Annotated in this window: 21 protein-coding genes; 6 read left to right on the top strand and 15 right to left on the bottom strand. The window is 57.9% G+C overall.

The window, feature by feature from the left end:
• The 11 genes from IEX85_RS16910 to IEX85_RS16860 form a co-directional block, all read right to left on the bottom strand.
• Entirely contained in the window at positions 1 to 753 is a 753-nt protein-coding gene (locus IEX85_RS16910; RefSeq protein WP_188861799.1) for an IclR family transcriptional regulator, read from the bottom strand.
• 232 nt (positions 754 to 985) lie between these two features.
• Entirely contained in the window at positions 986 to 1762 is a 777-nt protein-coding gene (locus IEX85_RS16905) for a 2-keto-4-pentenoate hydratase (RefSeq protein ID WP_188861798.1), read from the bottom strand.
• On the bottom strand, positions 1759 to 3219 hold the full coding sequence (locus tag IEX85_RS16900) for an NAD-dependent succinate-semialdehyde dehydrogenase (protein WP_188861797.1): 1461 nt from the start codon (positions 3217 to 3219) through the stop codon (positions 1759 to 1761). Before IEX85_RS16900 ends, IEX85_RS16905 begins: the two co-directional genes overlap by 4 nt.
• Before the next feature lie 66 nt (positions 3220 to 3285).
• Complete coding sequence (locus IEX85_RS16895) at positions 3286 to 4893, bottom strand: bifunctional 3-(3-hydroxy-phenyl)propionate/3-hydroxycinnamic acid hydroxylase (RefSeq protein ID WP_188861796.1); 1608 nt, start codon at positions 4891 to 4893, stop codon at positions 3286 to 3288.
• 23 nt (positions 4894 to 4916) lie between these two features.
• Entirely contained in the window at positions 4917 to 5753 is an 837-nt protein-coding gene (locus IEX85_RS16890) for an alpha/beta fold hydrolase (RefSeq protein WP_188861795.1), read from the bottom strand.
• 37 nt (positions 5754 to 5790) lie between these two features.
• Positions 5791 to 6393 (bottom strand): amino acid synthesis family protein, encoded by a 603-nt coding sequence (locus IEX85_RS16885; protein ID WP_188861794.1) that lies wholly within the window; start codon positions 6391 to 6393, stop codon positions 5791 to 5793.
• 19 nt (positions 6394 to 6412) lie between these two features.
• Positions 6413 to 6871 carry a VOC family protein gene (locus tag IEX85_RS16880; protein WP_188861793.1) on the bottom strand — a complete coding sequence of 153 codons (459 nt, stop codon included), beginning with the start codon at positions 6869 to 6871 and terminating at the stop codon, positions 6413 to 6415.
• A gap of 10 nt (positions 6872 to 6881) precedes the next feature.
• The gene (locus tag IEX85_RS16875; RefSeq protein ID WP_188861792.1) at positions 6882 to 7919 is read right to left on the bottom strand and encodes a sialidase family protein; all 1038 of its coding nucleotides are present in this window, start codon (positions 7917 to 7919) and stop codon (positions 6882 to 6884) included.
• A 10-nt stretch (positions 7920 to 7929) separates the two neighbouring features.
• The gene (locus tag IEX85_RS16870) at positions 7930 to 8724 is read right to left on the bottom strand and encodes an SDR family NAD(P)-dependent oxidoreductase (RefSeq protein ID WP_188861791.1); all 795 of its coding nucleotides are present in this window, start codon (positions 8722 to 8724) and stop codon (positions 7930 to 7932) included.
• Positions 8725 to 8742: 18 nt separating this feature from the next.
• Positions 8743 to 10233 (bottom strand): aldehyde dehydrogenase family protein, encoded by a 1491-nt coding sequence (locus tag IEX85_RS16865; protein ID WP_188861790.1) that lies wholly within the window; start codon positions 10231 to 10233, stop codon positions 8743 to 8745.
• A gap of 11 nt (positions 10234 to 10244) precedes the next feature.
• A complete protein-coding gene (locus IEX85_RS16860; protein ID WP_188861789.1) occupies positions 10245 to 11786 on the bottom strand; it encodes an acetolactate synthase large subunit in 1542 nt (513 codons plus the stop codon).
• A gap of 119 nt (positions 11787 to 11905) precedes the next feature.
• Here IEX85_RS16860 and IEX85_RS16855 point away from each other — a divergent pair, with 119 nt between their 5' ends.
• From IEX85_RS16855 to IEX85_RS16830, 6 genes are all read left to right on the top strand, one after another.
• Positions 11906 to 12874, top strand: coding sequence for an IclR family transcriptional regulator (locus IEX85_RS16855; protein WP_229721977.1), 969 nt, complete (start codon positions 11906 to 11908; stop codon positions 12872 to 12874).
• A 27-nt stretch (positions 12875 to 12901) separates the two neighbouring features.
• On the top strand, positions 12902 to 13288 hold the full coding sequence (locus IEX85_RS16850) for a carboxymuconolactone decarboxylase family protein (protein WP_188861788.1): 387 nt from the start codon (positions 12902 to 12904) through the stop codon (positions 13286 to 13288).
• Positions 13289 to 13592: 304 nt separating this feature from the next.
• Complete coding sequence (locus IEX85_RS16845; protein WP_188861787.1) at positions 13593 to 15197, top strand: sulfatase-like hydrolase/transferase; 1605 nt, start codon at positions 13593 to 13595, stop codon at positions 15195 to 15197.
• Positions 15198 to 15231: 34 nt separating this feature from the next.
• On the top strand, positions 15232 to 16236 hold the full coding sequence (locus IEX85_RS16840; RefSeq protein ID WP_188861786.1) for a TAXI family TRAP transporter solute-binding subunit: 1005 nt from the start codon (positions 15232 to 15234) through the stop codon (positions 16234 to 16236).
• Between the two features lie 78 nt (positions 16237 to 16314).
• On the top strand, positions 16315 to 18258 hold the full coding sequence (locus IEX85_RS16835) for a TRAP transporter permease (RefSeq protein ID WP_188861785.1): 1944 nt from the start codon (positions 16315 to 16317) through the stop codon (positions 18256 to 18258).
• 358 nt (positions 18259 to 18616) lie between these two features.
• On the top strand, positions 18617 to 18862 hold the full coding sequence (locus IEX85_RS16830; RefSeq protein ID WP_188861784.1) for an aspartate/glutamate racemase family protein: 246 nt from the start codon (positions 18617 to 18619) through the stop codon (positions 18860 to 18862).
• Between the two features lie 56 nt (positions 18863 to 18918).
• Here IEX85_RS16830 and IEX85_RS16825 read toward each other — a convergent pair whose 3' ends face one another.
• The 4 genes from IEX85_RS16825 to IEX85_RS16810 form a co-directional block, all read right to left on the bottom strand.
• Positions 18919 to 19134, bottom strand: coding sequence for a group I truncated hemoglobin (locus IEX85_RS16825; protein WP_268238097.1), 216 nt, complete (start codon positions 19132 to 19134; stop codon positions 18919 to 18921).
• A gap of 663 nt (positions 19135 to 19797) precedes the next feature.
• The gene (locus IEX85_RS16820; protein ID WP_188861782.1) at positions 19798 to 20727 is read right to left on the bottom strand and encodes a porin; all 930 of its coding nucleotides are present in this window, start codon (positions 20725 to 20727) and stop codon (positions 19798 to 19800) included.
• Positions 20699 to 21064, bottom strand: coding sequence for a hypothetical protein (locus IEX85_RS16815; protein ID WP_188861781.1), 366 nt, complete (start codon positions 21062 to 21064; stop codon positions 20699 to 20701). The genes IEX85_RS16820 and IEX85_RS16815 overlap by 29 nt, the downstream gene beginning before the upstream one ends.
• Before the next feature lie 235 nt (positions 21065 to 21299).
• A complete protein-coding gene (locus IEX85_RS16810; RefSeq protein WP_188861780.1) occupies positions 21300 to 22937 on the bottom strand; it encodes a sulfatase family protein in 1638 nt (545 codons plus the stop codon).
• Between the last annotated feature and the right edge of the window lie 95 nt (positions 22938 to 23032).

Raw genomic sequence — 23032 nt, 5'->3', positions numbered from 1 at the left:
CTATTCCGTCACCTTGCTGCCGGCAGACATCTTTGCCGCAATTTTCTGGCCCGCTTCGATTACATATTCGACAACCGTTTCCCGCCTGAGCAGCTCGAAGCTTTCCGTCGGTCCCACTGCCGCGATGCTACCGACCAGTTCCTCACCCTCTGACTTGATGATGGGCGCGGCCAGGCCGGTAAGCCCGGAGTTGAGTTCATCCTGTGTAACACAGTAGCCATCTTTTCTGATGGCTCTCGTAATTCGAGAGAACTCTTTCCAGCTATACTGATACTCTTCACTATCAGCAATATAATCATCATACAGTTTTTTCAGCCTGCGCCCTTTTTGATAAGACACCAACACTTTCGACTGCGCGCCCCGAAAAAGTGGCATTGGGCGCCCACGACCGAAAATAAAATTAAAGTCTTGAAGCGGTGACTCTATGTGAGTATTGATGATATGCCCATCGAAGAAAACACTGATAAAAACTGCCAACCCGGTTTTATGAGACAGTTCAGACAAAACTTCCCGACCATTGATGATCAACGGATCGTACTGCCGCATCATCCAATCCAGCTCAATTATCCTGGGCCCCAAACTGTAACCACCATCCTGCTTTACCAAAAGACCGGCATCGCAGAGCGCTTTTACATAACGATATGCCGTTGCTCTTGACAGGCCTAAAACATTTGAAATGGCGTCGACTTCTATTACGAGCAAGTCTGGTGAAAACAACTTTAAAACACTAAGCATTTTACTTAGACTTGTCATAGTCTTACCTATATAAACGGGCGTTGAAAAGACACAAAAAATTAACTTTTTATTCTATGCCATTTTCACCTATCATCCAATAGTTTGGATGATACTTGTGCGCCAGCGACGTGATTTCATACAGGCCTAAAATAAAAAAACCTGAGGCCAGGGACCTCAGGCAGACTTGTGTTAGTCGTCAACGGGAAAGATTGGGGTCAGAGCGCCCGACTGGATCCCGGTTCGCAATCGATCATCTGAATTCCAGTTTGAGTGCCTGGTCGAACATTTCCAGTCGGTAGGTGGTATCCGGCACCATATCCAGTGGTTTGGTCAGCGAGCCGGTCAGGAAATGCTGCCCGGCGCGCACCGCACCGTAGCGTTCGATGAGGGCGCGCACCATCTCGACCATCGAATGGCGCGGACATCGAATCAGGTTGGCGCTTGAGCCCTCTCGGCGCACACCGTCAGAGATCAGCACGCATTGCAACTCGTCGAACGCGAACTCAGGCGTGAATGGTTGCAGTTCGCCCATAAGGTAATAACTTGCGACAGCGTTATCCGCCACGAAAGTCGCAATATCGAACGCCCAGCCAGGCGAACGGGAATCGGCAACCTCGAAGGCCGGTGCGACCGAACCGATCGCTGCGAGAATCGTCTCATCGCTGCAGCTCTCATCGACAAGGTCGCGGTTCAGGATAAACGCAACCTCAGCCTCAAGTTTGGGGGCTATCGTCCGTTCGGGCGGCAAGCGATCTGTGCTCAGACGCATATCAGCAAACAGTGGTGCGTAGATCGGTTCATCCAGACCAAAACGCGCCATCGCCGGACGGTTCGACATCGCGACTTTCCAGCCGGTGATGGCGTTGCCCCGCCGCGCATTGATTGCAATCAGTTCCTGCTGAACACGGTATCCATCCTCGATACCCGCCTCTTCTAAGTCTGGAAGCGACGGCACAGGATGGCCCAGGATGCGTGCGCTATCCAGCGCTGCCGCGATTTTGGCAACGCTCGCCCGACTCTGACTCATGCCAGACCTCCAAGACAGACGTATTTGATTTCGAGGTAATCCTCGATGCCGTACTTTGATCCTTCACGACCGATACCGGACGCTTTTATACCGCCGAAGGGCGCCACCTCGTTGGAAATCAGGCCAGTATTGACCCCCACCATGCCGTACTCCAGCTCCTCCGAGACCCTGATGTAAGTTGCGATGCTGGCGGTATAGATGTAGGAAGCCAGTCCGTACTCGGTATCGTTCGCCATTGCGATGGCCTCGTCCACCGTCTTGAAACGAAACAAGGGCGCGATGGGGCCAAAGATCTCGTCCCTGTATACCGCCATGTCGTCGCGGGCATCAGTCAGTACAACCGGGTTCAGGAACCGCTTGTCGCCATCGATGCAGGGATCGCGGGAAGTCACCCGGGACGCGCCTTTGGACAGGGCGTCATCGACCATTGCACAGACGGAATCGTACGCCTTGCCGTCGATCAGGGGTCCCAGGTCGCTACCGGGGCTGGTGCCTTCGGCGACTACGAGATTGTCGACAGCCGCGGCAAGCTTCTCGGCGAAGGCCTCGTAAACCCCATCCTGCACCAGGATTCTGTTGGCGCAGACGCAGGTCTGTCCGTTATTGCGGAATTTAGCAACCAGCGCACCCTGAACCGCCTGGTCGAGATCGGCATCGTCGAACACGATGAAAGGCGCATTGCCACCCAGCTCCAGGGACACCTTCTTCACGTTGGCCGCGCACTGCTGCATCAGCACCTTGCCGATGCCGGTCGAGCCGGTGAAGGACAGCTTGCGCACTGACGGACTTGCACAGAGCCTGTCGCCGATTTCGGTGGATCGACCGATGACGATTTGCAGCACGCCTTGCGGTATCCCCGCCTCTTCGGCAAGAACGGCAAGCGCCAGTGCGGTCAGCGGTGTCTGGGTAGCGGGTTTGATGATAATCGAACAGCCCGCGGCAATAGCGGGTCCGGCCTTGCGGGTAATCATGGCTGCCGGGAAGTTCCAGGGGGTAATCGCAGCACAGACACCGACCGCCTCCTTGCGCACGGTCAGCCGGGTGCCGGGCGTCACTTCCGGAATCAGATCGCCATAGACACGCTTCGCCTCTTCGGAAAACCATTCGAGGAAAGACGCCGCATAGACAATCTCTCCTTTGGCTTCTGACAGGGGCTTGCCCTGTTCGGTTGACAGAATCAATGCCAAATCGTCCTGATACTGCATCACCAGGTCGAACCAACGACGCAAAACCTGGGAACGGTACTTCGCAGTTGTCTTGCGCCATGCTTTCCAGGCGTTTTCCGCCGCCAGGATCGCTCTGTCGGTCTCGGCCGCCCCCATCATCGGCACACGACCAATGACCACGCCACTGGCCGGATTGGTGACGTCAACCACCTCTGCGCTATCGGCCGCACACCACTGGCCATCGATCAAACACCGGTCACGGAGCAGTTTTTTATGGACAAGATCGCGCATTCACTCATTTCCTGGTCAAGATTCGATGGAAAAACGGGGGGGGGGGAGCGCAGGCTCCCAATTGGATTAGCTCAGCTTCGCCCTCAGAGCATCAAGCGTTTCGTTCAGACGGCCTGGGGACGTGATCGCGGCGATGAACCGGTCCGGACGTACGATGACAATCCTGTTTCGCGCCGTGCCGAACCAGTCAGCCAGCACGTTATCCACGTCTTCCACACTGACGGCGCCGCTTGCCTGCAAGCGAGCATCGTGGCTGTGACCGCTGCGGGAGCGATTGACCTGGATATAGCGGGTCTCCAGTTGGTCCCAGAACGCCTTGTTTTCGTCGGACATGAACTCCGCCGGATTGGTGCGGAACCCCACGATCGAGAACCAGGAGCCCAGCACCTCGTCAAACTTGGTGCGCCGTCCCTCGACATCTTCGACGTCGGGTTGTACGAAAAGCTGGCCGACAAGGCTGTCGTCATAGATTTCGTCACCTTCATGGTGAACGATGCCCCTGGTGATATGGGCCTTGGGCTTGAACTTGAACTCGGCCAGATGCTCGCGCAACGGGTCGACCGAATCGCTTGCCTTGAAAATCCAATCGCGAACACCGGCCAGTATCGGATTCGTCATACCCAGAACCGCCCCCATATTGTCCGCGAGGGCGACCAGGTCGGTGGCATGGCCACGACGCTCCTGGTCGTAGGTCTGCAGAATCGATTTCGGCGCCCGCCCCTTGATCACCGCGGCCACCTTCCAGCCGATATTGACCACATCGCGTAACCCGGAATTGAGGCCCTGTCCGGCCCAGGGCGGCGAGATATGCGCCGCATCGCCACACAGCAGCACGCGGCCCTTGACGAAGGTGTCCGCGACACGTGAGTTATGGGTGTAGGCGCGAATCCGGACAATCTCCAGCTCATCGACCATGGCACCGATATGGTTTCGGATCAGGCCACGAATCACCTCCTCCTCGCACATTTTTTGCTCATCTTCGCCCGGATGGAGCATGAACTCCCAGCGACGGTACTGATACGGCAGATGAATGCAAACGAAAGGCCTTTCCGGGTCGGCATGCAGCGCCGTAAAGGGGGCATCGAGTTTGTCGTTGACGGCATCGACGACCACCCACTTGGCAGGATGCGTCTGGCCGCTGAAGCCAATATCGAGCTGATTGCGAATGTCGGACCGGCCGCCGTCCGCGGCGATGACGATGGAGGCGTCCAGCCTGTAAGGAACGCCCTGGCTGTCGGTGACCTGCAGCGAGACCCGATCGTCGTCCTGGTCGATACTGTTCATGGTATGCCCCAGACAGAGCTCGACATTTTCGAAGCGGTTCAAACCCTCCCGCAACGTCACCTCGGTGAGATGCTGCATAAAGATATTGCGCATCGGCCAGCCATACTTCGCCGTGGTTGGCTTGACCTCGGCAAAGCAGACACCGCGCGCATTGTAGTAGCGCAGCGGCACGTTGCGGATCATATCCTTAAGCGCTATTTCGGCCAGGCCCACGCCCTGCAATACCCGCATAGCTTCGTCATCCATGCCGACAGCGCGGGGAAACGGCAGAATCTCTTCGGAGGAATCGATCACGACGGTATTGATACCGTACATGCCCATATAATTGGCCAGCGTTACGCCATTTGGTCCGGCGCCGACAATCACTACCTCGGTTTTCTGAATATCCACGGCACTTGCCTCCGCTACTTCAATCAATTCGTTATGCTGCGGATGAAACCCACCACCGCATCGTTAAACTGTTCCGGCTGATCGTCGTGCACGTAATGACTCGCATCATCGACCACCACTGCCGTGAACGAGGCATTGGTCGCGATAATCTGATTCACCGTATCGATGGGCAGAAAGTCGGAATTTCCGCCTTTGACAAGCAGCGCCGGGCATTTGACCGACTTTACCGCCGGCCAGAGATCAATCGGCTCAATCGTCAGGCGCGCCTCGGCAATCCCCTGCTGATCGTGCTTCCAGCCAATGCGGCCATCCTTTTCCCGAAACGAGTGGGTGAGGCGCGAGGACAGCGCATCGGCCGTGAGATTCGGCCGGCTGGAGCGCCAGAACGCCTCAGCCTCGGCCCAGGAGTCGAATGCAAGCGGTGTGCTCTTCATCTCTCTGCGAATGCGCTCCGCGCCGTCGCCCCGATTGGAGGAGCCCGGACCGATATCTTCGATCACCAGCGCCATCACCCGCTGCGGGTTGCGTCGTGCAAACTCCAGCGCATTGGTGCCACCGAGCGAGTGACCGACCAGCACCAACCGCTCCAGCCCGAGATGGTCGACGAAGGCTTGCAGATCCTGGACATAGCTGTCCGTGTGGTAATCGGCCATATCGCCCCAGTCGCTCTCGCCGCGCCCGCGCTGATCGAGTGCATAGCAGCAGTACTCGTCAGCCAACTCGCTGGCCAGCGACTGCCAGGTGGCGGCAAATCCCCGCAAGCCATGCAACATCACCACCGGGGTGCCGGCAGGGTTGCCCCACCGCAGGTAATGCAACCTGAGCGAACCGCTGTTGAAATAATCACTTTTCACAGGCATCAGAGCACATCCCGAATCCAGTTAAGATCCAATGGCCTTATACAAGGCCATCCTCCCCCTTCACCTCTTCGGCTTTCAAACCGCCCAGGCGTGCATGCAGACGCCCGCGGGTGGCGAAAGCCCAGATCACAAGCACCTCGTCACGCCGCGGCGCATCGTTGAACGACACGGAAATAGAGTCATAGTGAGAGCGCACATAGAGCGCGTTCTTGTGCGCCAGCGGTACATCAAGGATCGCACCCGGACCACCGATCTTGCCGGTGGACGGCACCCAGGACTTGCCGCCGCCGACCGCATCGCGCACCGGATTGGCGGCGGGATTGGTCAGAAAGGCGTTACCGTGCTCGTATTCGCCATCGGCGCCGACCAGAATCGCTTTGCCGTAACTGATGATCTCGTTATCACCGGCCAGCGCGTTGATACGACGGCCGAACTCCCTGCCCAGCTCCGGGGAGTTTTCGATCAATTCGGAGAGATCCTCCTTGAACTGTCCCGCCAGCGGGTTGTGAATTGCCGCGGCGATCACATATTTCTTCACCGGCTCACCGTCGGCCAGAATGCCGGTTTCGTTCGCTAGTGTCTCTTCGTAGAAAGAGAACCATTTACGGATATGATAAGGACCAAAATTCGCTTTTTTCATCGATAAAACCTACAGAAAATCAATCAAAGATGGGGTCGAGGACGATCTCTCGGCTGGGCGCGCCCGCCGCCTTGAAGCGTTCCTTGCCAAGCGCGTCGTCATGCTCGGTTTCCAGGAAGAATTCCAGGCGGTTGCCGTCGGGATCGGTGAAATAGACGCCTTTGCCCACTTCATGGTCGGTGGTCTTCACCACATTGACCTGCTTGGACAGCAGCATGCCGTACAACCTGCGCAGCGTGGTTTCGTCGCCATCGATCTCCAGCCCGTAATGCTGCAGTCCCAGGGTGCCTTGCCGGGCACCCTCGGGGGCCTTGATGAGGGCGATGTCATGATGCTTTTGACCAAACCCCACCATCACCCATTCGCTGCCGTTGCGGGCTGTTTCTTCCATACCGAGGATGTCTTGATACCATTTCGCGGATGCATCGGGGTCGGTAACGAACAGTGAAATATGAGTGCGATTGACCTTAACCTTCATCGCGCCATCCTCACTTGGTAATCACGGACTGATGTGCGGCGGCAATTTTCGCCTGCGCCGGCGTCCAGAGCACATCGGCGATCTCGCTGAATTCCCGCCACTGCTTTTGCCAGCCATCGCCACCATTTTCGGACGTGAAGAGGTGGCCATATTTGGTTCCTGCCACGACCTGCCGCGGATTCGCCGGGTTGACAGCCAGCGCCCAGACGCAGGAATTGGGCTGTTGCGGCAAAGGCAGCACCTCCCAGGACTCGGCAGCGTCCCGCGAGACCAGTATCTTGCTGGTGGTACCCGGCGTACCGTCGGAAATGCTCAAATACAGCGTTTTCTCGCTGCCAACCGGCGCACTGAGGACACGTGCGTAGTACAGACCGAAGGCCTCTGCAGCGATGACGCCTTCCCAGGTCTGCCCCTCGTCGAAACTGCGATAGATAGCATTGACACAGACGACGACCACGACCTTACGCCCGCCATTGGGCAGCACCTGTATGCTGTGCACGTCGGAGTTGTACTCCCACTGCAGGCGGTCATCGACCCGCGTCCAGCTGTCGCCACCGTCCCGGCTGTGGAACAGACCGCCCTCTTCCAGACCGAACCACAGCTGGTTGCGGTCGGTTGGATCGTAGGAGAATGCCAGCAGCCGGGGCCGGTTGACGCCCGCGCAAAACTCGGGAATTTCGACCGGCGCACGGTCCCAGGTTTCGCCACCATCCAGGGTGCGCCACAACACCGCGCGGGAAGGTGCGCCGGTGCCGACAAAGATGCGCTTGTGATCATTCGGATCCACAGCGACCTTCCAGACCGTCTCGCCGTTGAACGGGGAATTCACCCGCTCCCAGGTATTGCCGACATCCCGGCTGATGCACAGGCCGATATCGGTACCGGCGTAGATCACCTCGGGCCGGTCCGGGCTGACGCTCAACGATCGGGCGATGGCATCGAATTCCAGTGCCTGGCCCACCCCGAGCCGATGCCAGGTGCGCCCATCATCCGAGCTGCGCACAATGGCCTGCCCCACCGTTGCCACCAACAGAGTTCCGTTACTCATTTCAGCCTCCTTAAATAAAGATGCCACGTGTCAAACCACCGTCGATGCCAACCGACTCGCCGGTGACAGCGCCCGCCTTCGGCGATGCCAGGAAGCCGATGAGCCAGGCGATCTCGACCGGTTGAAGGGTCCGGCGAATCGGGGTCACATCGATATAGCCCTGCTCGACCTCCGCCGGCGTCTTGCCCTGCAGCTTGGCTTCGCGTTCGTACAGCTCCTGGATATGCGGCGTATCCACCACACCCGGGTGGATGATGTTGCAGGTGATACCGTGGGGCCCGAGCTGGTCGGACAGGTTCTTGGTCATGTGCACGATGGCCAGGTTACGCATGCCCGACATGACCTTGCTGCTGCGGCCGGTCAGACCGCCAATATTGATGATGCGTCCGAAACCCTGCTTCTTCATATGCGGTGTAACGGCTTTGGCACAGCGGAAGTAGCCGATCACCTTGGTGTCCAGGTCGCCCAGCAGCTCGTCGTCACCGGCGAACTCGATGGAGTTACGTACCACGCCGGACGGAGCGGCAGCACCGTTCACCAGGATATCGACCCGGCCGAACACTTCGATCGTCGTCGCAACCATAAGCTCCACCGACGCCATGTCGGTGGTATCGCAGGAGACCGGCAGGATCCTGCGACCGGTGGCTTCGCTGATTTCAGCCGCCGTCGCCTCCAGCACGGACATCGTCCGGGAACAGATCACCACGTCACAGCCCTCTTCCGCCAGGAAGCGCGCCACGTCCTTGCCAATTCCCATACCGCCGCCGGTTACGATGGCGACGCGGTCTTTCAATTCGAGATTCATATTCATTCCCCCTTTGGTTCAGCCGAGATCCACGAAGACGCTTTTCGTCTCGGTATAGGCATCGATTACGTTCTTGCTCATTTCCCGGCCCCAGCCGGACGCCTTGTAGCCGCCGAACGGTGCGGCCGGGTCAACGACGTTCCAGCAATTGATCCAGACCGACCCCGCCTTGAGCTCGGCAGCGATCCGGTGAGCCGATTTCAGATCGCGCGTCCAGACACCCGCCGCAAGCCCGTACTCCGTGTCATTGGCGCGGTATACCAGGTCGTCGACATCCGACCAGCTCATCACGGTGAGCACCGGGCCGAAGATCTCTTCCTTGGCGATGCAGGCCCGTTCCGCCCGATCGAGAAACACGGTTGGTTCGACAAAGTGCCCTTTTGCCAGGTTATCCGGCCGGCCACCGCCGCAGATGAGCTCGGCACCATCCTGAAGCCCACGCTGGATAAAGCCGTTGACCGTATCGAGCTGACGGGCCGATACCAGCGGCCCCAGGGTGGTTGCCTCGCTGAGGCCCGAGCCAATGCGATGGGCCGCCGCGTGCTGGCGCAATTCGGCGAGTACATCGTCCAGAACGCTCTCGTGCACATAGAGACGCGAAGCGGCGGTGCAGGTCTGTCCCTGGTTGATGAAGATGCCGTCGGCGGCGCCCTTGGCCGCGCGCACGATATCCGCATCCGGCAATATGATGTTGGGGGACTTGCCACCCAGCTCCAGCGAAACCCGCTTCATGTTGCCGGTCGCGCCCTGGGCGATCAGGCGGCCTACGGCGGTGGAACCGGTGAAAGCCACCTTGTCGACCTGGGGATGCTGTGCCAGAGGCGCACCGGTTGCCGCGCCCAGGCCGGTGACCAGGTTGACCACGCCGGCCGGGAAGCCCGCTTGCTCGATCAGCTGCACCAGGCGAATCGCCACCAGCGGGGTCTGCTCTGCAGGCTTGAGCACCGCGGTACAACCTGCCGCCAGAGCCGGCCCCAGCTTCCAAACGCACATGGTGAGCGGGAAGTTCCAGGGCACGATCAGGCCGCAAACGCCGACGGGTTCGCGCAGCGTATAGTTCAACATCGGTGAGCCGGAGGCCGGTGACACCGGCGACGTGCTGCCTTCGATCTTGGTTGGCCAGCCGGCAAAATAGCGGATGATGTTCGCCGCACTGGCAGCCTCGCCACGGGCCAGCCTGATCGGCTTGCCGTTTTCCAACACGACCAGCTGCGCCAGCTCCTCTGCGTGCGCGTCGATAAGTTCCGCCAGCCGCAACAGCAGCATACCGCGACGCGCCGGCGTCTCCCTGCGCCAGGGCCCCTCGAAGGCCTTCCGGGCCGCGGCCACGGCCGCGTCGATATCCGCTTCGGTACCGGCGGCAACCTCGCACAACGTGGTTTCCGTCGCCGGATTCTCGACCGCAAAATACGCGCCGCCGCTGGCCGGCTGCCAACTGCCGTCGACAAAAATTTTCTGAGGGACGGAGAGAAAGTCCCGTACTCCCGGTAACAGTTCGATGTCGCTCACAAGGATCTCCTTCAGATTTCCATTTCGATCAGATAGGGGGCTTTCGAGTCCTTGGCGGCACTCAGGGCCCGCTGCAACTCGGCATTGGTTCGAACGCTTTCCGCCGCCACGCCGTACCCCTTGGCCAGCGCTTTCCAATCCACGCGCGGCCGGTCCAGCTCGGTCAGATTACGGGCATGGGCACCCATTTCTTCCACACCGAAACGTCGTAGTTCGTTTTGCAGAATGGCATAGCGATGATTGGCGGCGATCAGAATCACCACCGGTAGCTGTTCGCGGGCAATGCTCCAGAGCGTCTGGATGGTGTACTGGGCGCTGCCGTCCGACTGCAGGCAAAAGACCGGGGTGCCCGGCTCGGCAAGCGCCGCGCCGAAGCCGGCGGGTATTCCCTGGCCGATCGCCCCGCCGGTGTTCGTCATCACCCGGTGTCGTGCGGCGTTGACGGACGCGGTAAAGAACGGATATCCGCAGGTACCACCCTCGACGGACACTATGCTGTTGTCGGGTAAGGCTGCAGAGAGAAGTCGACCGATCGACTGCGGCGACAGCGGCGCGTGCGCCGGCGGCAACTCGATTCCGATCTCGGACGGGATAAATTCAGGTGCATGCAGCATATTGGCCAGCGCCGCCAGAGCACCGGAGATGTCATCCCCGACACGCGCCAGGTCGAGCAGTCGCTCGCGACCGGCCAGACGCGACGGAATGCCCTCGTAGCCAAAGTAGCTGATCGGATCGGGCACGCCCGCACAGACGACGAGGTCGTATTGATCCAGAACCTCGATGGCGACCTCGGGGAAATATGGCAGGCGATCCAGGTCCGGCAGGCCGCCCCCGCGATAACTCAGGCGCGGAAAGGTCTCTGCGAACATCCGCACGCCGGGGACCTGGGCCAGCCGTCCCGCAGCCTCAAGGCCCTTTTCGGAAAGCCCTTCGTCGCCAACGATGAACACGAGACGCTTGCCCGCCGACAGCTCGCGCGCCACCGCCTCGACCTTGTCGCCGTCGAAGCGCCGCTTCGGCGCCCGCAGCGCCGCATAGGCCTGCCCGCGCGGCGCCTCCAGCGCCTGAAGATCCATCGGCAGCACCAGGCTCGCTACCTGCCCTCCGTTCTGATAGGAAGCCTCGACCGCGGCCTGGAAATCCTCACCGATCCCCGCAACGCTGCGTGAGGTACCGACCCAGCCGGACACTGCGCCGGCCAGTGACTCGATATCGCTGGCCAGGGGTGGATCGTAATTCAAATGCCAGGACGCGTGGTCTCCGATGACGTTCACGATCGGTGTGTGAGCGCGGCGCGCATTGTGAAGATTGGCGATCCCGTTCGCAAAGCCCGGCCCGAGGTGCGTCAACGTCATGGCCGGCTTGCCGGCAATCCGCCCGTAACCGTCCGCAGCTCCCGTGCACACGCCTTCGAACATCGACAGTACGGGCTTCAGCACCGGCTCGTTGGCCAGCGCTGCAACCAGGGGAATCTCCGTCGTTCCCGGATTGGCAAAGCAGTATTCGACCCCGCTTGCCGCGGCTGCTCTCACCAGCAATTCGGCACCATTCATAACCAGATCCCTATCTCGTTCGCTTGTGTTATTGATATTTGTCTCACACAGAAGAAGCTAAAATCAATATTTTTTTACTTATTTTTTCATATAGCGAGATTTTAGCAATTTTAATCGCTATGATCTCAATCAGAAAGCACGTACCTGGACCACACTACGGCACGCCCGTCGAACGATCCCTGGCCGCACCGCACGCCTTGGCAGGCCAGACAAGCAGGACCTCGTGGTTCGCCTTTTCATCAGGTATCAAAGACAGGAACTTCATGAACAGTTACAGCAAGATGCTAGGCGTCCTCGACCTTTTCAGTCCCGAGTGCCTGCAGTTGACCACCGACGCCATCGCCGAACGCACGGGCTTGTCCCGCGCGACGGTTTATCGTTATGTCAGGGACCTGTGCGAATCCGGCCTGCTGTCGCGCGGCGACAACGGCTATGTACTGGGTGCCCGCATCATTGAACTGGACTGGATGATGCGCCAGTACGACCCCCTGTTGCGGGCAGGCCGCAGCCTGATGCACGAACTGTCCCAGGAAACCGGGTTGGCGGTGTTCGCCAGCGTCTTCTTCGAAAGCCGCATCATCAACACCCACATCGACGACCCGAACGATACCTACCAATTCGCATTTGGCCGGGGCAGACCGTTACCGGTGTTTCGCGGCGCCCAGTCTAAGGTGCTGATCGCCCATCAAAAGGGCCGGCGGCTCCGCCGCCTGTTTGACGAGCAGATTGCCACCGATCCCGGCAACCAGCTTGACTGGGCCTCGTTCGCCAGGGCGTCGAAGAAAATCCGCAACGACGGTTACTGCATTACCCACGACGAAGTTAACCCGGGACTGACCGGAATCGCGGCCCCGATCATCACCCCTGACAACCACAATCTTGTCGGCAGCATCTCCGCCGTGGGGGCCAGTCACAAATTCGAACTGCTACGGGCGGACACGGTGATCGAAAAGGTCATTGATACCGCGAACCGGATCGCGGCAAATCTCCGGCGCCGCCACCGGCCAGCCGACGGCGTCGAAAAGGAGCCGGAGCATCCGCAGCACTCAAGGGGCCTCGCCTTGTCCCGCTCCGGCGCCTCTGTATAACCCCATCCTCCAACCAGGAACGAGACCATGAACAACGAACGCTTCAAGAACGGCTTCGAGAATCGCAAAAAAGTCCTGGGCAACGCCCACGTCGAAAAATCCTGGAGCCAGGCCGATGCTTTCAACCGGCCGATGCAGGCCCTGGTAACCGAGTACTGCTGGGGCGAGGTATGGGGTGACGAAACCCTGCCGTTCAAAACCCGTAGCCTGCTCAACCTCGCCATGCTGACAGCCATCAACCAACACCACGAACTGGGACTCCATGTACGAGGTGCGCTCAATAATGGCGTTAGCGTCGACGAGATTCGCGCCGTGCTAATGCAGGCAGCGATTTACGCTGGCGTTCCGTCGGCACTGGCGGCCTTCCGAGTCGCCAGCGATGCGATCAAACAGTGGGAGTCCGAGCAGGGCTGAGCCTCACCAGCCACGCAAAGGCGAGACAAGCACACATATTACATTTTTATCATTTAATAAGATTTTTGATATTTTAATTTTGCTTTAACTATTGTGTTTGTATGATTTTTTGCTTATTTTGATTTTAATGCAACAAGCAACAGCGCCGAACACCGAAGAAGCAGGCTTCGAGACCCGCAAAGACCAGTCGGCTATTGATGGCTGTTTCTCGGCACGTCGTCGAGGGTTTCAAGTCGCAGGCTGCACTGATACACGGCCTTGCCTTACGGAAGCCGCCGTTCCAGACAAGATCGAGGATAGATAGATGAAGAATACCGATAGGGGCAGCGAGCACTTATCAAAGCCCGAGCGCAGGATACGTAATGTGCTCTATATCATGTCCGACCAGCTCCGGGCCGACCACCTCTCCTGCTATGGCCACCCCCGTTTGGAGACCCCCAATATCGACTGGCTGGCGAGCCGCGGCGTGCTTTTCGATCGCGCGTACGTCACCTCCGGCGTATGCGGCCCGTCCAGGATGTCCTCCTACACCGGACGATACATGAGCAGTCATGGCGCCACCTGGAATCACGTCCCGCTGTCTGTCAGTGAACTGACGATGGGTGACTACCTGTGCGGTAGCGGCCTTAAAGCAGCACTTGTCGGCAAGACCCACGTCAAACCCGACCTATCCGGCCTCGACCGCCTGAAAATGGAAAACGACGACTCCTACACCCGCCTCATCAAGGGCGGCTTTAGCGAAGTCGACCGCTACGACGGCCACGCGCCTCCGGGCGCTGAGAGCGGCTATGGCGGCTATTTGCGCGCCCATGGCTATGCCGGAGACGACCCCTGGAACGACTACGTCGTGTCCGGCGAACGGCCGGACGGCGAAGTCGTCAGCGGCTGGTCCATGCGCAACGCCAAGTACCCGGCCAGAGTGGCCGAAGCGCACTCGGAAACCGCCTACACCACCGACCAGGCAATTCATTACATTCAGCAACAGGGCGATGCCCCCTGGGTACTGCACCTGTCCTATATCAAGCCCCACTGGCCCTTCATTGCGCCGGCTCCCTACCATGACATGTACGGCATCGAAGACTGCACGCCCCTGATCCGCGCGGACCACGAGCGTGACAACCCGCATCCGGTCGTCGCCGCCTATCAGCAGCACAGGGAATCCCTCGCTTTTGCCAGGGACGAAGTCGTGGAGACGGTTCGGCCGGTCTATATGGGCCTGATCAAGCAGCTCGACGATCATCTGGGCAGACTCTGGGAAGAGCTCAAGCGGCTTGGACGCCTGGACGACACCCTGATCATCTTCACCTCCGATCACGGTGACTATATGGGCGACCACTGGCTGGGCGAGAAGGAGCTTTTCTTCGAACAGTCCGTGCGCGTACCCTATATCGTATACGACCCCTCCGGCGAAGCCGATGCGACCCGGGGCACGGTGGAAAAGCGATTTACCGAGTGCGTCGACACCCTGCCCACTATCCTCGACGCCCTGGGGATCGGCGGTTACGACCACCGGATCGAAGGCAAGTCCGTCCTGCCGCTGGTGCGAAACGGCGACGCAGGCGACTGGCGGACTTTTGCCGTTTCGGAACTGGATTACGCCTATCGGGGAGCGCGTCATACCCTGGCACGGAAACCCGACGAGTGCCGTGGCTGGATGATACGGACCGAGCGCTGGAAGTATATCGAATGGTCCGGCCTGCCCTGCCAGCTGTACGACCTGGAGAACGACCCCAACGAGTTCCATGACCTGGGAAGTAGCCCGGAGCATGCCGGTGTTCAGGACGAGATGAAGGCTCATCTCTTTGAATGGCTGAAATCCCTCAAGTCAAGAACGACGGTGTCTTATCAGCAGGTGGAAGACAAGACCGACAACGACAGCAAGTTCGGCGTGCATATCGGGATTTGGTAATTACCTACAATCAATCACTACCAGAGGTGTCGTCATGAATAAAATAAATACAGGACTCCTGCTAGGCATACTGAGCCTGGTATCCGTCAACTCCGTCGCGACTGAGCTGCTTAAAATGGGAAGCCTGGCTCCGGGCCTTTCTCCCTTCACCATCAACACGGCTTTTGCAAAAGTCGTCAATGACAATGTGGATGGCATCGAAATCCAGGTATCGGCGACCGGCAGCGGTATGAGCCATGTGCTGAAAACGGCGCAAAACAGAATGGACTTTGCCATTTCATCTCCTGCGGGCAACTGGATGATGATTCACAAGGAAGGTCCGTTCAAGACAATCGAAGATGCACCGGAGCTGGAGAAAAACCTTGGTCATATTCTCAGCTACTCGCTGGGACCGGAACACTTCGTCGTATTCGACGACTCCGGTATCGAATCCCTCGACGACATTAAAGGACGGAACGTCTTCATCGGTCCGCCGGCCGGATCCGCGACGCGTACCGCCGAGCGCATGATCGAAATGCAGACAGGCTACAAGGCCGGGGTCGACTACAAGGCCGTCGCCATGAGCTGGGGCGCCGCCCTGGATGCCTTCCAGGACGGCAAGATCGATATGCTGGCCGCCCCCGCCAACGTGCCTGGGCCCGGTTTCCAGCAGATCGCGCTGATGCACGATATCCGCCTCCTGTCGCTGGATGCCAGCAAGGTCAAGGACGATTTCTTCAGCACCCCCGGATTCAAGCTGACAACCATCCCCGCCGGGGCGTACGGCGACAAACAGGCCAATGCCGAGGCCGTGACGACCTATGAAGCCTGGGTCGGAATCGGAACGCGCATGACCATGCCGGAAGAAACCGTTTACAAGATCACCAAGGCATTCTGGGAAAATGTTGACTCAATACGCTCCCAGGCAAAGTGGCTGGAAAATACGCTGACACTGCAGAATGCGACATCCGTCATTCCGAGCCGCCTCCACCCCGGCGCGCTGAAATACTATCGCGAAATCGGTATCGAACCCGAGGCACCATTGGATTTCCGTCAGTGATCTGAGGATTCCCTGCAGAGGTCGGTCGTCACCGGCCGCCCTCTTGACCAAATCCTTTACCTTAAGGAGGTAGTGAAAGTGACTGACGCGAACGCACAAAGCTCACCCTTTCATGAGAAACTCAACGATCATTCACGCCAGATTGGCAGCTGGATCGGCTTTGCCCTGTCCCTGGCGGTCATCTATACGATCGCCATCAGTCTGCTGGACGAGTCCCTGGTCAGGTTTTTCTCGATCGCAGCGGGTGTTGCCATTGTGCTTTTCACCCAGCCGCTTTCGTCCCAGCCGTTTTTCAAGCAGTCGAACCTTCGCGTCGTTGCAGCCTGTTCGCTGGATACATTGCTGCTCGCGGGCATGAGCTTTTCCGGATACTGGTTCTTCATGCTTCAGGACGTGATCTGGAGCGGACTGTACAGCCCTTCGACACCCGACCTGATCGCCGGCCTTATCGGCCTCGCCGTGGTATTGGAGTGCACTCGCCGGGCCTGGGGAATCGCGCTCGTCATCGTTGCCATGGCGTTTATCGCCTTCGCCTTCTCTGGCCCTCATCTGCCCGGTATTCTTCACCACTATGGCGTCGACCTGAGTGAATTCCTGTTCACGGTCTGGTACAGCTTCGACGGCGTATTCGGCCGCCTGACGGGGCTCGTCGCCAGCGTGGTGCTGATTTACCTGATCTTCGGCGCGATACTCGAGAATACCGGCGCCGGCGAAAGCCTGATCAAGATGGCCAGCTCTCTCACGAGCCACGTTCGCGGCGGCTCCGCACACACGGCGATCGTTGCCAGCGCCGTCTTCGGCATGATGTCGGGCAGCGTCGCGGCCAATATCGCCAGCACCGGCGTTTTCACAATCCCGATGATCAAGCGCCAGGGCTTTCGACCGGCCTTTGCCGGCGCGGTAGAAGCCGTTGCGTCCAGTACGGGCCAGATCACGCCACCGATTATGGCCGCAGCTGCGTTCGTGATGGCCGACATGGTCGGCGTCACCTACCTGACCGTCATCACTGCGGCACTGTTGCCCGCCACTTTCAAATTTCTCAGCCTGTTCGCCCAGGTGCATGCCGAAGCCGTTCGCCATGACATCAAACCGGAACCCGTCGAGAACCGGGTTCGCCTGACGAAATCGGACTGGACCAATTCGCTGCTCATTTTCATCCCTATCGTTGTTCTGATGGGATCCTTTTTCGCCGGCAGCTCACCCGGCTTCGCGGGCTTCTGCGGCGTGGTTTCAGCAATCATCGCCGGTTTCGCATTGAATCCCGAATTTCGCCGGAATCCCTTCAAGATCATCTTGGCGATGCGCCAGGGTGGCCTCGACGGCGGGCGGATCATGGTATCGGTCGCGGCCATCGGCATCGTGTTGGGCGTACTCAACGAGACCGGTTTTTCGATTCGGTTCGCATCCGAAATCGCGGGCTTCAGCGAGGGCAGCGTTTTCCTGACACTCCTGATGGCGATGCTTGGCGCTCTCGTCCTTGGCATGGGGCTGCCGACCCTGCCCGCCTACCTCATCATCGCGCTGATGCTGACGCCGGCACTGGTAGAAGCGGGCATTCCGATGCTGGCGGCACATCTTTTCGTACTCTATTACGCCGTCTATTCCTCGATCGTGCCTCCCGTCGCCTATGCCTGCTATGTAGCGGCGCCCATTGCCGGCGCACACCCGTTGGCCATATCGTTGACATCGCTCCGGCTATCCATTATCGGCCTGCTGGTACCCTTTGCCTTCGTGTTCAACACCTCGTTGCTGCTGGTGCTCGACTTTTCGTTCTGGCAATTCTGCTGGGCCCTCTCCGCGATGCTGATATCGATCTGGTTGGCGGCGAGCGGCTGTGGCGGCGCCTCCATCGGTAACGCCTCCCTGAACACCGGCAACCGACTGCTTCGCGTAGTACTGGCCGTGACGATTCTGGTGCCTTATCCGGTGGTCGCCGTGCCGGCAGCAATCGCCGGACTGGTCCTCGTCACCCTGGACTTTCACCACCGTAAAAGCTGCGCCTTGACGCTAAGCCTAAAATAGAAAGTCCGGTACTGCGGGGACCTCCGACAGGAGGTGCGAGCCTGGAGTATTCACGACCGAACGCGGGAGTTCTTTTATTTACGCCTGCGTTCGGTAACGCTGACGCCTCCAACCCTGCAATTGCCGGTAAGGCATCAGCAAGAAAACATATCGTTGGGTGTGAATAGAGAATCTATGAACAAGTCCCAGTTGCGCTCTGCGAACCCTGCCTCCGCGGCAGGTTAGCGAGATCCACTGCATGCTTCAGACGTCCGCTAACTGCCATCGCGGTGACCTGAAAATCGATATCTACAGGCACAGGCTCGGCGAACAGGGTATCGAGCTGATCACGCCTGCTGCTGCATTGTAGCGCCGGATCATGGAGGGCATATACCCTGTCAAGGCAGGCGCCCTTGCCGAGGGCGGACAACTGCTCGAGCGCCGTCTCGAGGAGATACTGGGAAACGGCGTCGAACGGGTGATTCTCGGCTGCACCGAGATCCCCGTTGCGTTGGAACAGCTGGACGGTCGGCACAGAGCATTCGCGGTCGACGCCACCGGCGCCCTGGCCGACGCCTGCATAGACTGGCACCGTAACCTGAAGACCTCCGGACGCGCGGCCTGAGCCTGCGCCCGCCGGAGCCGAAGTCTCTGTACCCGGTCTGCGATTCCCGTCCACGGTTACTCGACCACGATATCGCCGCGCGTGGAGCCAATGATCTCCAGCAGCTCGCCGCTCTCGGTTTCGGGCACCTCGTGCTTGTCCAGCACCTGCTTGAACAGCTCGACCATACGATCCCATTCCGCGGCGGTGATGTTCAGGTGGGCATGGGCCGCTTTCATATCGCGCCCCGTATATTCGCACGCTCCCCCGGTGACCTGGCAAACCATGGATATTACCCGGTACCTCTGATAGGGAGCTTGTGATTAAGTCCTTATTACCTTTGTGAGCCGAAATTGCCACAACTGGAACTCAATTTAGGCGACACTCATGGTTGAACGGCGAGGGGTAGCCAACTGCTGACAGTGATATGCTTCTGGTCCTTTGGATCAGGGCTTCACCCTGGCCGGGCAAGACCCGCCCTGCAGAAGCAGGCATCTGATGCATTACCGTTATCATCGACAAGGCGTTTGACGCTCCTTCTCGTTCGGCCCTTCGCCCCTTGCCGGCGGCTACTATGGCCTCTACTGACTTCTCGCTCCATGTCTTCACGTCGCCCCTTCAGGCACAAGGCGAGATCTCCCCGGGTAAGAACACACTCCTTCACCGCACAACCGCCGGATATACGCCACTTCGCCTTGGCCACGAGAGCTTCGCGGCTTTACGCCCGCTCGCCCTGCTCGGCGGCGCCTCATATCCGATTCTTGTTCATCGGCTCACGGTTTACGCTCCACGCTTCTTCCCCACGGTCGATCACCCTTCCGCAGTTGCGCTTCACTTCGTTCGCTGTGGCCAGCTTACGGGAGGACTTGCACCTCCAGGAGTGCGCCCGTGCCGGGCGCACAAAAAAGCCCCACGAAGGCGGGGCAAAAATTCAAGAAGGGGAAGGGTTCCTTAGCTTAGAACTCGACGTTGACGCCGACGGCGATATTATCCTGGCCCTCGTCGTATTCACCGACTTCAGCCCAAAGGCTGACCTTTTCTTCCAGCTGCTTTTTGACGTTGAGGACTATCAGGCTATCGTCCGTGCCAGTATCGTCGTCATCGTAGTCCTTGTCGAAATAGCCCAGCGACGTCGACCAGCCCTGGCCGAAGCGATATTTCGCCGCGAGACCGAAGACGTCGGAATCGTCACCGCCGAAGCGGTCACTATTTATCTCGTAGACACCGCCGAGCTCCAGGTTTTCGATGTTGTAGGCGAAACCGATGGAGTCGCGGTTGTAGTTGTCGTCGGCACCTGGCGGGCCCACTTTCTGGTCGACACTGACGCGACCGATGCCGACATTCCAGTTGTCGCCCCAGTAAAGCGCACGGGCGGCAATAACGTCATTGTCCTCGTCATTATCCTCGTTGATTTGCAGCGTAGCGCCGACGAACTGAAAACCGTTCCAGTTCGGTGAAACATAGGCAAGCACGTTCTGTCCTTCGTCAGGCTGCTCGAATAACTTGCCACCGGAGGCAGGCGTAAAGGCATGGGGTTCGTTGTACTCGAATTTGCGCAGGCCACCGTAGATGTTTCGGAAATGGCCACTGACCGAGCGGGGCGCAATGACAAAGCTGCCGTAGCGTGTCGGGAATGCGACGGATGCCTCGCGAACATGGATTTCGTCCTCACCGTCGATGTCCTCGTCGGCGTTGGCGGCGTCTGCGACGTCCATCAGCAACTGATACACGACCCTGGTGGTTTCGAGCTCATAGACCCCCTTGATGCCGAATTCCAGCTCATAGGCTTCCGCTTCGAAGTCTTTTTCGTCGTTCAGCGCACCGACACTGATATTACCGAATACCTTGGGGCCGGTCTCAGCGGTAGCGGTTAATGAGAGGGACATGAATACAGCGGTGGTTAGCAAGCGGGTGGTGGCTATGGTTCTCACATCGTTTCCTTTTGTAGTTTTTGGATCTATGAGTTCTTAACAAACATCCCTGAGTGCCGCGGCACATACCCGATACCAGGCAGAGTAGTGCCGCTGTCGCAGCGCCGGGTTGTAACGCAGCTTCCTTATAATTCGCTTCGAAAAAGCTCCTTAGCTTTTCGCATAGGAAAGCTTTAAAAACATTTTCTTCAAAAATATTTGTTTTCTTTTCAATAACTTTGGCTGAATCTACAATATTCCATATTATTTTGACTGCTGGCACACCTATTTCGCTCTTGGAAAACTTATCCAATATATTTATTTTAAATTAAGGAGACAGCATACTTAACTTTGGTTCATCCTAGTTCGACATAACCCGTGCGAAAGAAAGTCGAGCACGCACAAACTCGCTCATAGATTTTGAGCGTGCCCAACTTGAAAAGCCTGTCGATGTCAAGTTGTGGGGCTTCCGCTTTCTTTAGGAGAAGACGTTAGCTATTTTCACAACGAGGGTATTGAAGTTTCTCACCTACTTCTACCAATAATAATCACTGGACGCAGTGCTCAAAGACACATGTTTTGAAGCTGTAACCTATCTTTTTAATTTTATCTGGGTCTGAAGGGAACACTCCATTTTCCTTAACGTAGGAGTTCCATTCGTTGAGCATCTCTGCCAGTTTTTTAGGGTTTTCTTGAGAAATGTCGTATCTTTCGGTCGGGTCTTTTTTCAGATTAAACAGCTCCCACTCGCCTTTTCCATAGGGTTTGTCAAGCCAGCGGATCTTCCAGTCACCCTTGCTAAGGGCCAAGCGTCCGAACAACTCCCATCCAATAGCACGTTCTTCTATAGGTTTGTTATTCAAAACCGGCAAGAAGGAACGGCCCTGAATATTGCGAACGTCTCTACCGTTATAGGGGCTGCTGACCTCTTTGACACCAGCCATCTCAAGGAAGGTAGGCATCACGTCCATGACATGAATAAACTGACGATTGATTTCACCGCCTGTATTTTGCTTAGGCATGCGAATGATGGCTGGGGCAGTTATCCCGCCTTCGGAGGGAAAACCCTTGAACAACGGGAAGGGAGTGGCACTCACTTGGCCCCACTGAGCCCCGTACCAAACGTATGAGTTCACACGCCCCATGTTCTCATAACTATTGTCGAAGTCATTTGTAATCCAATCGTAATTACCGGGACCTGTAGCTGGACTGTTACCGTCTGCACCGTTGTCGGACATAAACAGCACCACGGTGTTATCCAGCTCTCCTTTTTGGTCTAGCCACTGCAGCAGGCGGCCTATGTTATGGTCGAGATTGTCCACCATCGCTGCGTAAATCTGCATGCGGCGGGTTTCGATTTTACGCTGCTCGTCGGTCAATTCATTCCATCTGGGTAATTGCTTCAACGGCGTGTTTTCTGTGACAGAGGAATCGATTATGTCCAACTCCCTCATTCGTTTCAGACGAGCCTGCCGGACCTGCTCGTAACCCTCTTCGTAATGGCCTTCATACTTTTTCAGATATTCTTCGGGGGCATGTAAAGGCCAATGTGGCGCGGTATAGGCAACGTATGCGAAGAACGGTTTTTTCTGCTCCAAATCATCTCCGATATAGCTCATCACCTGGTCGGTGTAGAAATCGGTGGAGAAGAAATCTTTCGGAAGATCGACAATCTTGCCGTTGTCGCGGTAAGTCGCAATGGGATCCCCGGCCATAATCGCACGATTATCAAAATGGCTGGCACCACCTTGCATCAAGGCAAAAGACTTATCGAATCCTCTTGCTGCCGGGCTTCGCTCCTCAGTGCCGCCGAGATGCCACTTACCAACCATGTAGGTGTTATATCCATTGTCACGCAATACTTCCGGCAGTGTGGCCACCGAGTTGTTCAAGTAGCCTTCATAACCCGGTTGACCTTTTTGCTCAGCCGTGAGGAGCTCGGCCATATTGCCCAACCCTGCCTGGTGACTGTCGATGCCGGTAAGCAACATCGCGCGGGTAGGTGAGCAGGTGGGGGCGGTGTGGAAACTGGTCAGGCGCACGCCTTCGAATGCCAGTTCGTCCAGATTGGGAGTTGGTATCTCACTGCCGAATGCTCCGATATCGGAGTAGCCCAGATCGTCGGCAACGATCAGTAGAATATTGGGTTTCTCAGTGGCGTGTACGAGCGAAGCGGCGGCCAGCATAACTGATGCTATCGCAGCTCGATTGAATTTGGAGTGTTTAATCCTCACGTCGTGACCTCATGCTTTATATGATAATTATTGGATATCCGAGGCAA

The sequence above is a fragment of the Marinobacterium nitratireducens genome (assembly GCF_014645375.1).
Classification (GTDB): Bacteria; Pseudomonadota; Gammaproteobacteria; order Pseudomonadales; family Balneatricaceae; genus Marinobacterium_A; species Marinobacterium_A nitratireducens.
Note: the sequence above shows the minus strand (reverse complement) of the source record. Positions and strands in the feature narration are given on the sequence as shown.